Consider the following 11,022-nt stretch of genomic DNA (forward strand, 5'->3'; position numbering starts at 1 on the left):
CCGCATCATTAGACAGCCACTTAAATGAGAAAGGCTATATAATTCCTGGTCTTGGTGATGCTGGCGATAAAATTTTTGGTACTGTCTAACAGTGGATAACTCTACCTTTTCAATCAAAACAATTTTAACTGGGGCGCAAATGTTATTTGTCGCCTTTGGTGCCTTGGTGTTAGTTCCTTTATTAACGGGGCTTGATCCAAATGTGGCACTTTTTACGGCTGGTATTGGTACCTTGCTGTTCCATTTGGTAACTAAAGGTCAGGTGCCGATATTTTTAGCTTCATCATTTGCGTTTATCGCCCCTATTATTGCCTGCGTGCAGCTATGGGGTGTGCCTGCCACAATGGGGGGCTTAATGGCTGCAGGCGGGGCTTATATGTTGTTAAGTCTATTAGTGAAATTAAAAGGTGTAGCTACCCTGCATAAAATATTACCACCAGTTGTGGTCGGTCCGGTGATCATGGTAATTGGTTTAGCACTGGCACCTGTTGCAGTTAATATGGCAATGGGTAAAAGCGGCGATGGTTCAATTCAGTTGATTGCGTACGAGCAAGCCATTTGGGTGGCGGCATTTTCGTTGTTAGTGACGCTAATTTTCGCGGTATGGGGCAAAGGTGTATTTAAGCTGATCCCTATCTTAGCTGGAGTCATCGCAGGTTACAGTTTATCGCTATATTTAGGGATCGTGCAATTTGATGCTGTTACTAATGCACCGTGGTTTGCAATGCCAGCTTTTACTTGGCCTGAGTTTAAATGGCAAGCGGTGTTATTTATGGTGCCGGTGGCAATAGCCCCCGCTATTGAACATATTGGCGATATGATGGCGATTAGCCAAGTCACCAATAAAGACTATTTGAAAAAACCGGGCTTACATCGCACCTTGTTTGGTGATGGATTAGCTACTACTGCAGCGTCTATATTCGGCGGGCCACCTAATACCACCTATTCAGAGGTCACCGGTGCAGTGATGCTTACGCGTAACTTTAATCCTAAAGTGATGATGTGGACTGCCATTATCGCCATTATTTTAGCGTTTGTGGCTAAAATGGGCGCTGGTTTGCAAACCATACCAGTACCTGTGATGGGGGGGATCATGATTTTGCTGTTTGGCTCAATTGCTGTGGTGGGTTTAAATTCGTTAGTGAAAAGTGGAGAAGACTTAACGGCTCCACGTAACCTCAGTATTGTGGCACTCATTTTAGTGTGTGGCATTGGTGGTATGCATATCGGTGGCAACGAATTTAGCTTACAAGGCGTGAGCCTATGCGCTATTTTAGGCATAGTGCTTAATTTAGTGTTACCAAAGGCTGATAAGCCAACGTAATATTTTGCACATTCAGCTAATGATTTGCACCAAAATAGCGCATTTAATATGCGCTATTTTTTTAACTAACTAAAAAATATAAAGTTATAAAACTGGTCTAGTAACTGCATTTACCTCATTAACAGTGTCATACTGATCAGGAGCGTTTAATGCAAGAGACAAATATTGTGGATATCACCCCATTTTTAGCAAAACATCAGCTGCCACTCAAATATCAGTATTTGAGTGAACAGTATTTCGTCCCACTCGCTGAAGATATTCTCCACAGCAAACCAACTGATGGTCAAATGCTGGTGGCAATCAATGGTTGCCAAGGCTCAGGTAAAACGACATTAGCAGATTTTTTAGTTACTTGGATCAACTGTAATACAGCGTTTAATAGTATTGCGATGTCGATTGATGATTTTTATCACAGCCACGCGCATCGTCAACAATTAAGTAAAGATGTACATCCGCTATTTGCAACGCGTGGTGTGCCAGGTACCCATGATACAGCACTTATGCAGCAGACTTTTACCGCGTTACTTGCAGGTAAAGTAGGGGTGCCTTTGCCACAGTTTGATAAACAAACCGATGATCCAGTTATGCAAGCGTTATGGCCTACTAATAAACAGCCTGTTGATATCATTTTTTTTGAAGGTTGGTGTGTTGGTAGCATAGCGCAACAACCTCATCAATTACATCAATCAGTTAATCAATTAGAACAATACGAGGATCCTGAAGGTATTTGGCGACGCTGTGTAAATAGTTGTTTAGCGAATGAATACCAAGATATTTTTGCAATGATTGATTATACCGTGATGCTAAAAGCACCGTCATTTGCCGACGTATATGGGTGGCGATTAGAGCAAGAGCAAAAATTACTGTCGCATAAAGGACGAGGCCAAGGAACGTTCGATGAGCAACAATTAGTGCGATTTATTTCTCATTTTGAACGTATTACGCGAGAAAATTTAACTCAGTTACCAGAGCAAGTCGATGCATTACTGAGCCTAGATAAAGTACGTGATATTAGTGCCATGAAGCTTCGCGCTGATGATGTTGCAATGCCACTTATTTTCACTGATTTAGACGGTACGTTACTTGATCATAACGATTACCAATGTACTGAGATTGCTCCGTTTTTAAGCCAATTGAGTCGCGCAGGTATCGCTGTAGTTTTTAATACCAGCAAAACGTTTGCAGAGGTAATTTCACTGCAAAAATCACTTGGGTTAAACCAGCCGTTTATTATTGAAAATGGCGGGGCTGTATATATTCCAAAAAATTATTTTTCATTAAAACCAATTGGCTGCGAAGAGCTGGATGAACACTGGCGTTATGCGCTGTCGCCAACCAATAAACAGTTGTACAGTGAATTACTTGAATACGGTAGCGAGTTTAGTGCTTATTACCGTTTGTTCAGTCAATTATCAGCGCAAGAAGTCAGTCAGATAACAGACTTGAGCCTAGCACAAAGCGAACTTGCCCGTATTCGTGAATATTCAGATCCGCTTTTTTGGCAAGGCACAGAGCAACAGCTACTTGACTTTTTAGAAGCAATAAAACCGCTTGGTTATGAAGTGTTAATAGGCGGGCGTTTTATTCATTTAAATCGCAGTACCAATAAAGGTAAAGCGCAAAACTGGTTAGTAGAGCAATTTAAAAAACATTGTCGTCATGCTTTCACCACTATTGCACTGGGTGATAGCCAAAATGATATGGCGATGTTGGATGCCGCAGATATCGCGATTTTAATTAATAATCCTGCCAGTAAAGCCAAGGCAAAATTATCCCACAAACCATGGCGTGTTAGTGAACACCCAGCCCCACAAGGTTGGCTCGATGAAGTAGCAGATCTAAGTGTTATCAAAGCGCAATTAGCGTCTAAACAGGAGCAATCACATGGCTGATTTTTACCAAAATGGCATCATAACAACATTACATAATATTGCCGACCGTCCGCTGGCTGATCTAGAAGCTGAACTCGTTAGCTTTTCAAAACAACGGCCAATGGGCTTGATTTTACCCTCCTTGTACAGTGAACTTGAGGGCTCTGCATTACAAAATATTGTGCAAGAATTGAAACATGTTCCTTATTTGTCGCAAATTACGATTGGCTTAGACAGGGCCGATGAGAGTCAGTATCGTCATGCATTACAATTTTTTGCAGAGCTTGACCAACATCACCGCGTGCTTTGGAACGAAGGGCCACGTTTGCAAGCACTCGATAAAGAGTTGCAAGCGTTAGGCGTCGCGCCGCGTGAACTCGGCAAAGGCCGTAATGTGTGGTACTGCATGGGTTATAAATTGGCAACGGCAAAAGTTGAGTCAATAGCACTGCATGATTGTGATATTTTAACTTATGACCGTAGTTTATTAGCGCGATTAATTTATCCAGTTGCTCACCCGCGGTTTAACTATGAATTTTGTAAAGGCTTTTACCCTCGTACTGCTGATGGCAAGATCAATGGCCGTGTATCGCGTTTACTCGTTACTCCTTTATTGCGTTCATTTAAAACCATTTTAGGCAGCACTGACTACCTTGAATATATGGATTCATTTCGTTATCCGCTGGCGGGGGAATTTTCGTTTCGCCGTGATGTGCTCAACGATATTCGTATTCCTAGCGATTGGGGCTTAGAGATTGGCGTACTGTCTGAAATGTACCGTAACTACTCACACAATCGCTTGTGCCAAGTAGATATTGCAGATAACTATGATCATAAACACCAAGCGCTGTCACTGGATAATCAAGCGGCTGGCTTATCAAAAATGTCGATAGATATCACCAAAGCGCTGTTTCGTAAGTTAGCCACGCAAGGAGTGACATTTACCACGGAAACCATTCGGTCACTTAAAGCAACTTATTATCGTATCGCACTGGATTTTATTGAAACTTATCATAACGATGCCATGATGAACGGCTTAAAACTCGATATTCATCAAGAAGAAAAAGCAGTAGAAATGTTTGCGCAAAACATTATGAACGCAGGTGAGCATTTTTTACAGTATCCAATGGAAGCGCCATTTGTACCCAGCTGGAACCGAGTTGCTTCAGCAATGCCAGATGTGTTTGCGCGTTTAGAAGAAGCAGTAGAGCTTGATAATAAAGAGTTTTCATAATAATACTTAAGCAGAGAAGTAATTACAGATAAATAATTAAAAATTAGTATAAACAACGGGGTAGGGTAATGAGTAAAGCGTTATTTGAACAACGGGTTGAACAGCACCTGACGAGTATATATGAGGGTGTTGACTTATGTATGAGTATTGATGCGCTTGCAAGCATGTTGATCACTACCATGTTAAGAGACGACCCGGTTCGAGACCCTACGCCGCATAAAAACCGCTGGGATCAGCAAGATGTAATTTTGATTGCTTATGGCGATTCAATTATGCGTTATCGCGATGCAGATCAAGCAGTTGCGGTACCGAGTGAACCACCGTTACATACCCTTCATCGGTTTATGAAAAACCAGTGTGCGGGAACGATTAACGCGTTGCATATATTACCTTTTTATCCTTATAGCTCTGATGAGGGCTTTTCGGTAATGAACTATGTACAAGTGAATGAATCTCTTGGTAGTTGGGATGATATTCAAGGAATAGCTCAAGATGTAAAGCTAATGGCTGATTTAGTGATCAACCACTGCTCTAGTCGCAGTCGTTGGTTTGAAAACTTTATTCAGGGCAAAGAGCCGGGGTTAAGCTACTTTAAAACAGCTAGCTTAAATGACGATCTATCTGACGTTGTGCGACCAAGAACATCACCGCTACTTAATACAGTGCAAACGGCACTAGGGGAGCGCCATGTTTGGTGCACATTTAGCCCAGATCAAGTTGACTTAGATTTTGCTAATCCATTAGTGCTTAATGAATTTGTAGGTATTATTCGCCATTACTTGGATAATGGTATAAAGATATTTCGCCTTGATGCTGTGGCTTTTTTATGGAAAGAACTTAATACTTCTTGCATTAATTTACCGCAAACACATGAAGTGATCAGATTACTGCGAACGCTAATAGAGCATGTGGAGCCAAGTGCAGTTATAATCACTGAAACAAACATTCCTAATCGTGAAAATTTATCTTACTTTGGTAATGCCAATGAGGCACATTGTATTTATAACTTTTCATTGCCGCCTTTGTTATTACATACCTTGCTCAGTGGTGACAGTAAAGCGCTCAAACATTGGATGATGAGCATGCCGCCAGCGCAAAATGGTACTGCCTACTTTAATTTTATAGCTTCTCACGATGGAATTGGCTTACGTCCTGTCGAAGGGTTGCTTGACGAGGATGAACTAGGGCAAATGGTCAATACGGTTAGTCGCTTTGGCGCAAAGGTGTCAATGCGCACAGCGAATAATGGCACCAGCTCACCCTATGAACTTAATATTGCGTTATTTGATGCCTTACAAGGCACTCATAAAGGCGTGGATAAGTGGGGCTTACAACGTTTTACCTGTGCTCATGCTATTATGTTTGCCCTCGAAGGCATTCCTGGGCTTTATATTCATAGTTTACTTGGTACCACCAATGATTATGAACGCTTTGAAAATAGCCAGCATAACCGCTGTATTAACCGTCATCGTTGGCAAGAGTCGGCACTACTTGAAAAGCTTGCCGATCAATCAAGTCATCATTATCACGTGTTTACTCAAATCAATAATTTACTGGCTATTCGTAAGCAGCAAGATGCTTTTCACCCTAATGCGACGCAATTTACCTTACATTTAACCGGTGCTTTATTTGGTTTTTGGCGTCAAAGTATAGACCGTAGGCAAAGTGTTTTTTGTGTTTATAACATTAGCGATGAGCCTCAGACTCTGCTATTAGCTGATCTGAACTTAATTGATACTGAGCAGTGGTTTGAACTTATTTCTGCTCAGGCAATAGAGCAGGGGCAACAAAGTATTGAACTTGCGCCTTATCAGCCGCTATGGCTATCGAATCGACAATAGTTAGCTATTTTACTGGAAAACGGCAGAGTTACTGTAAAGGGCTGTAAATCCCCTTTACAGTGTTATTTATTAAGGGCTTTGACGAGGTTATCTACTGTAAATGGCCTCGGATCTGAGGCAGTTTTACTAAATTGAGCAAAATCAATGTCGGCTAAATCAGTTTCATTTATGTGCTTTACAAGAGGTATGGTTTCAGTAGTAAGGTTACTGAATATGGATAAATATGAATGATTTAGGGGAACTCGAGTATTTTCATTATGATGATCAACTATATTAATAAGTGCATAGGCACCTAGTAACACACGGCCACCCAATGTTATATCCAACGCTTTGATACCTTTTGGTACAGAGTCCCAATTCATCCCACCAACAATGACCTTATGTGCACTTGTAATGCTCTTTTTGCACCAAACCCAATTGCATCATTGGCGCACCAAATAATATTGATCTCAGGAGCAAACTCCATAAACGCTAACGTTTTTATATAGCTTTCCTGTTCAGACCAATTGGCAACCTCTTTTCCAATAAAGTTAACATCTTCATGTTGCTCAACAAATTCAGTTAGGCCTGCAACACGTTCTACCGATGCAGGCGTTGTATAATCACCCATCAGAGCGAGTATATTAGCAGGTTGAGTTGATGTGGTTGTGTGTTTTATAAGTAACTGTTGTGCAAGAGCTTCCCCTGCAGCATAATTATCCGGTATGACGCTGCCAATAATATTAACGCCAGCTCGTTTTAATGATATAAATTTTCCGATAGCAGGTCGGCTATATAAAAAATAAATAGGGATATTTCTGGTATTTAATTTTGCTAAGTATTTACTGACAACGCTTTTTTCATCTACCACAACTAAATAGTCAGGCTTGTCTTTAATTGCCTGCCTAATAAGTTCTTTCATTAAGATATGATTACGATTCGCGTATTTTATGTGCAAGTTTATATCTAAGTCATCCGCCGCATTTAGCATAATCTTAGATACTTTGAACCAAAAGTTACCCGTTGTGTTTATTTCATCTGATGAATCTGCAAAACCAGGATTTACAAAGATAATATCTAATTTGGCAAAGCTCAGAGGGCTAACAATTAAACACAGTAAGAGAATCCACCATTGCTTTTTCAATCTTCGCATTCGCTCTAAACCCAAAACACATCTCATCAACAAAAACGAATTCTAACACAAAATTAATTTTCACCACACTTAGAGTAAGGTTATATTCATAGCTGCTGGAGTGTATAATGATTTTTCATCTTTTTTGAGTTGTAACTGTTAGGATTATTATGAAAGTATTTCTGTGTCTTGTGGCACTGCTGTTTGTTCCGAGTTTATTTGCTAACGACGATTTAGATCTTGAAGCCAACATGAAGAATATGGGGCTTGCGTTCAAGCATACTGTTGAAGCAACACAACTACAGGAGTTTAATACCGCGATCGATGAATTTATGATATTGGTTAAGCGAAGTAAAACAGCCACTTTTCACAAAGAGGCTGAGCAGTCACTGCAAGGTTTAGATAAAGTGATCGCAAAAGCTGAACTTGCAAAAAAATTAGCGAATGAGCAAGGACTCGAAGCAGCCAAAGGACCGTTAAAAGCCATTGATGGGCTCCGTAAGCAATACCATAAACTGCATGAGCCACCAGGGTTTTGGGAGCTGTTGTTCGGTAAGTAGTGTTAGATTGTATTTAAGTTTAGCCTTAAAGACTGTACGCCTATATCAAGGTGTACAGTCTGTGATAGTTGTTTATTTTCTTCCTTTCTTTTTCATACCTTGCACTGCTTTAAAGCGTGGATTGTCTTTACAGATCACAAAAACGCGTCCTTTGCGTTTGACAATTTGACATCCCGGGCGGTTTTTAGCACTTTTCAATGAACTCAAGACTTTCATGATTATTTGCTCCCTAAGTTTTTAAAGCGGCGATTAAACGCAGCAACTCGACCATCTGTTGCAACAGATTTTTGCTTACCGGTATAAAATGGATGTGAGTCACTTGATACATCAATAGGTACGTAAGGGTATGTCTTGCCATCTAACTCAACGGTTCGATCAGTTTTAATTGTTGAACCAATAATAAAGTAGCTATCGGCGGCCGTGTCATGAAAAGCAACCGTTTGGTAATCAGGGTGAATATTAGGTTTCATAAATAGCCTTTTACTGGAAATTAATGTTATGTGATATTATCACTATAATTTATAGTAAATAAGAATTCTTTGCAAATACTATTTTTGAGTTGTTGGTAAAGTAGCTGATTTGATGTTTATTCACACAAACAAGTTAAAAAATCAGCAGTTGATTTAAAAAAACTAGCTATTGGGAATTAGCCTGTTATAAATAATAAGTAATCAAGAATAGGAGTCAGATTATTATGAGTGGATCAGCCCAGCAACAGCATAGTAGTGAACAAAGTCAGGAAATAGATCAGGGCGTCATGGAGACATTACGTAGTCGTGATCATAGTGTCCTAGCACAACAAATAGACCCATTAAGCTGCACCCATAATGACATTGTTGAATTGCTTGCACAGTATTTGGCATTAAGTGATCAAGACGATGATGAAATTTTTGATGCTTGGTTTGATGGCCTTAGTAAAGCGCAACATACGGTTTTAAAAGTATTTGAAGTATATCGCGGTCAGTTTGAGCATCAAGAGTAACTTTTACATATTGGATAAATTGGTTCAGAGTTAATCTTTATAAGGCAATTTGCATTTCTTGCTATTATAGCTGGTCCAAATGCTGCACAAACTCAGCTTGTTAGTAGGCAAGGTGTAATACCAATCGACTTAAATATTTAACCATTCTAGCGAGCTAAATAAAGCGCTAACTGCGTTATAATTTTTTCAATTAGAACAACTGCATGTCAAAATTTACGCCTTGTTATCACTGTATTTATCTGTCGCTATAAATGGTCAGTAACTTAACACGATTGGTATAAAGTTAAGATAGCTTGAGCTTATTTTAATGCACCTTCGCAGCAGAGCACGACAAAGAACAAAACCAGTACGGTATCACATAGACCATTTCGACAGCGTAACCCGTTGGACAATAAGCGTGATCTAATGGTGGATAATGCGAAAACAATTACAAGCAGCAACAAGTTTTAACGAAAAGAGCAGGGTGTTGTTTGGTGGTTATCTGAGCCATCGAATAAAAGCCAGTGAAAATGACGAATAGCTCTATTTTTGATAGGTAGAAAAGTGCCAGAGGCGGGTTATGTATATAACTCGTCTCTGCCCCAAGATGAGTTAACATAATTGCACTAAAGGGCTGCTTTGAGCTGTGAGTCCAACCAGTCATTGAAAGTGGCTAAATATCGTCGTTAATTGATTAGTAAAACTGCTCTTTGCGCATATATTCATGAAAATGAGCGACGCGCGCATATTGTTTTATTTAACTTTTCTTTAAAGTTTTAGAAAACTTGATGATAGTAATACCTTAGGTTATTTGTTAAAACTATATCATACAGAAAAATGAGCGTGGCGTCGGCAGAAATATGCGCGATGAGCGCACTATTAAATTGTTAGCTAGCAAATGAGACCAATATACAAATTCTTGATCATTGTTGAAGCCATAATTGGGTTCGGTCCTTTAGTCATACTGTTAGGGCTAGGCTTAATTACTATACCCATCTCAATTATGGGTATATTAGATGGTTATTATGGTGCACTGGTTATGCTACTTATTGAGGTTGGAGGCTTTCTGGGCATGTTCGCGCTTATCTCTGTTTTAATGCATATTCTAGAGCCAAGCAGGTATTTTTTATCGTTTGCTAAATTACGTTTATTTATAATCTGCGGCTTTTGCTCAATCCTTGGGTTTGCATTTATGTCAGGTATAAATATCAAATTCATTTGGCTTCTTATACCAATAGCTGTTGCCGTACACTTTATTTATTTAGGCCGCATATATGTGTTTGCTGCTAGCTAACAAACGCTTTAACCAAGGACGCAAAACAGCAGGCTTGCGCTCCTTCGTCGCTAATTTTAGCCTGCTATTTTACGCCGGTTAAGCGAGGCGTTAGCAGTCTAAAGGAGCCGACTTGCGTATTTTAACTATTTTATTTCTTCTACATCTCACGGTTGGATGCGCAGTTCATGAAATTACTTTTATGAAACCGGAGGGAGAGTTTGGAAAAGCTTCAAAAGATGGATGCGGTCAAATTCCTTTAAATTTCATTTACGACGACCCAGCGACTAAGTTCAAAGTTTTGTTAAATGCTAGGGCTGTTTATCTATCATTAGTCGTCCCCGAAGGGGGTATAGTTGAATGGTATGATTCTTCGATGTCAGTGGAAGTATCAGGTTTAACTGAAAATATAATTGCTGAGCCACTAATCAAAGATGAGCGTATCAAAGAAGTTTGCAGCGGTATTGGGCTATTTAGTTGTAAGAAGTACGACCAATACTACCTCTTCGTTGAGGCACCACAGATATACGAGCGTGACAATGTCAAAATTAAACCGCCTACACCATTAGTAAATGGTAAAGCGATTAAGACTTCAGAAATAAATTTTAAAAAGGTTACAGAAAATATTGTACAAGCAATCAACTGCTAACAATCCAATCAATCCGACCTCAACTCGCTGCGCTCATTGCGTCGGCTTATTGGGGCGTTAGGAGCAAAGGACGTGAGTGCATATTCTCACCAGCTTTGATCACCCAATGGCATTAACTTTGATCGCTTATTCTCATTAAGCTTTGATCACGAAAATTACGCGATAATGATCACTTTTGTGTTCTTAATGATTTTGCCG

At 39.8% G+C, this 11,022-nt stretch carries 12 protein-coding genes; 8 read left to right on the forward strand and 4 right to left on the reverse strand.

Features of this window, described 5'->3' with window-relative positions; all coding sequences use genetic code 11:
• The 5 genes from H5232_RS20560 to H5232_RS20580 all read left to right on the forward strand — a co-directional run.
• Window positions 1-89: uracil phosphoribosyltransferase (locus H5232_RS20560; RefSeq protein ID WP_310736893.1), on the forward strand; the 89-nt coding region annotated here is incomplete at its 5' end.
• Window positions 90-91: 2 nt separating this feature from the next.
• Window positions 92-1,324 carry a uracil-xanthine permease family protein gene (locus tag H5232_RS20565; RefSeq protein ID WP_182718725.1) on the forward strand — a complete coding sequence of 411 codons (1,233 nt, stop codon included), beginning with the start codon at window positions 92-94 and terminating at the stop codon, window positions 1,322-1,324.
• A gap of 149 nt (window positions 1,325-1,473) precedes the next feature.
• Complete coding sequence (locus H5232_RS20570; protein WP_182831427.1) at window positions 1,474-3,216, forward strand: HAD-IIB family hydrolase; 1,743 nt, start codon at window positions 1,474-1,476, stop codon at window positions 3,214-3,216.
• Complete coding sequence (locus tag H5232_RS20575; protein WP_149980138.1) at window positions 3,209-4,429, forward strand: glycosyl transferase; 1,221 nt, start codon at window positions 3,209-3,211, stop codon at window positions 4,427-4,429. Before H5232_RS20570 ends, H5232_RS20575 begins: the two co-directional genes overlap by 8 nt.
• A 68-nt stretch (window positions 4,430-4,497) precedes the next feature.
• Window positions 4,498-6,270 carry a sugar phosphorylase gene (locus tag H5232_RS20580; protein ID WP_182718727.1) on the forward strand — a complete coding sequence of 591 codons (1,773 nt, stop codon included), beginning with the start codon at window positions 4,498-4,500 and terminating at the stop codon, window positions 6,268-6,270.
• 62 nt (window positions 6,271-6,332) lie between these two features.
• On the opposite strand, the gene H5232_RS20585 is transcribed toward H5232_RS20580, so the two are convergent.
• Together H5232_RS20585 and H5232_RS20590 are read right to left on the reverse strand one after the other, a co-directional pair.
• Complete coding sequence (locus tag H5232_RS20585) at window positions 6,333-6,632, reverse strand: hypothetical protein (RefSeq protein ID WP_182794286.1); 300 nt, start codon at window positions 6,630-6,632, stop codon at window positions 6,333-6,335.
• Window positions 6,629-7,402 carry a substrate-binding domain-containing protein gene (locus tag H5232_RS20590; protein WP_182831428.1) on the reverse strand — a complete coding sequence of 258 codons (774 nt, stop codon included), beginning with the start codon at window positions 7,400-7,402 and terminating at the stop codon, window positions 6,629-6,631. Before H5232_RS20590 ends, H5232_RS20585 begins: the two co-directional genes overlap by 4 nt.
• 149 nt (window positions 7,403-7,551) lie before the next feature.
• Here H5232_RS20590 and H5232_RS20595 point away from each other — a divergent pair, with 149 nt between their 5' ends.
• Entirely contained in the window at window positions 7,552-7,941 is a 390-nt protein-coding gene (locus H5232_RS20595) for a cytochrome b562 (RefSeq protein WP_182718730.1), read from the forward strand.
• A gap of 72 nt (window positions 7,942-8,013) precedes the next feature.
• Here H5232_RS20595 and ykgO read toward each other — a convergent pair whose 3' ends face one another.
• Window positions 8,014-8,157, reverse strand: a complete 144-nt coding sequence (gene ykgO, locus H5232_RS20600) for a type B 50S ribosomal protein L36 (protein WP_149980141.1) — start codon at window positions 8,155-8,157, stop codon at window positions 8,014-8,016.
• Between the two features lie 2 nt (window positions 8,158-8,159).
• Window positions 8,160-8,411, reverse strand: a complete 252-nt coding sequence (locus H5232_RS20605; protein WP_145236032.1) for a type B 50S ribosomal protein L31 — start codon at window positions 8,409-8,411, stop codon at window positions 8,160-8,162.
• Window positions 8,412-8,635: 224 nt separating this feature from the next.
• Here H5232_RS20605 and H5232_RS20610 point away from each other — a divergent pair, with 224 nt between their 5' ends.
• Window positions 8,636-8,923, forward strand: a complete 288-nt coding sequence (locus H5232_RS20610) for a hypothetical protein (protein WP_182740086.1) — start codon at window positions 8,636-8,638, stop codon at window positions 8,921-8,923.
• A 1,385-nt stretch (window positions 8,924-10,308) separates the two neighbouring features.
• Window positions 10,309-10,824, forward strand: a complete 516-nt coding sequence (locus H5232_RS20615) for a hypothetical protein (protein WP_182740089.1) — start codon at window positions 10,309-10,311, stop codon at window positions 10,822-10,824.
• Window positions 10,825-11,022 lie beyond the last annotated feature (198 nt).

It is taken from the genome of Pseudoalteromonas sp. SG41-5 (assembly GCF_014164495.1).
GTDB lineage: Bacteria > Pseudomonadota > Gammaproteobacteria > Enterobacterales > Alteromonadaceae > Pseudoalteromonas > Pseudoalteromonas rhizosphaerae.

Coding starts and splice junctions, on each gene's coding strand:
- H5232_RS20570 (WP_182831427.1), top strand. CDS start 1,474: ATGCAAGAGACAAATATTGTGGATATCACCCCATTTTTAGCAAAACAT.
- H5232_RS20575 (WP_149980138.1), top strand. CDS start 3,209: ATGGCTGATTTTTACCAAAATGGCATCATAACAACATTACATAATATT.
- H5232_RS20580 (WP_182718727.1), top strand. CDS start 4,498: ATGAGTAAAGCGTTATTTGAACAACGGGTTGAACAGCACCTGACGAGT.
- H5232_RS20585 (WP_182794286.1), bottom strand. CDS start 6,632: ATGAATTGGGACTCTGTACCAAAAGGTATCAAAGCGTTGGATATAACA.
- H5232_RS20590 (WP_182831428.1), bottom strand. CDS start 7,402: ATGCGAAGATTGAAAAAGCAATGGTGGATTCTCTTACTGTGTTTAATT.
- H5232_RS20595 (WP_182718730.1), top strand. CDS start 7,552: ATGAAAGTATTTCTGTGTCTTGTGGCACTGCTGTTTGTTCCGAGTTTA.
- ykgO (WP_149980141.1), bottom strand. CDS start 8,157: ATGAAAGTCTTGAGTTCATTGAAAAGTGCTAAAAACCGCCCGGGATGT.
- H5232_RS20605 (WP_145236032.1), bottom strand. CDS start 8,411: ATGAAACCTAATATTCACCCTGATTACCAAACGGTTGCTTTTCATGAC.
- H5232_RS20610 (WP_182740086.1), top strand. CDS start 8,636: ATGAGTGGATCAGCCCAGCAACAGCATAGTAGTGAACAAAGTCAGGAA.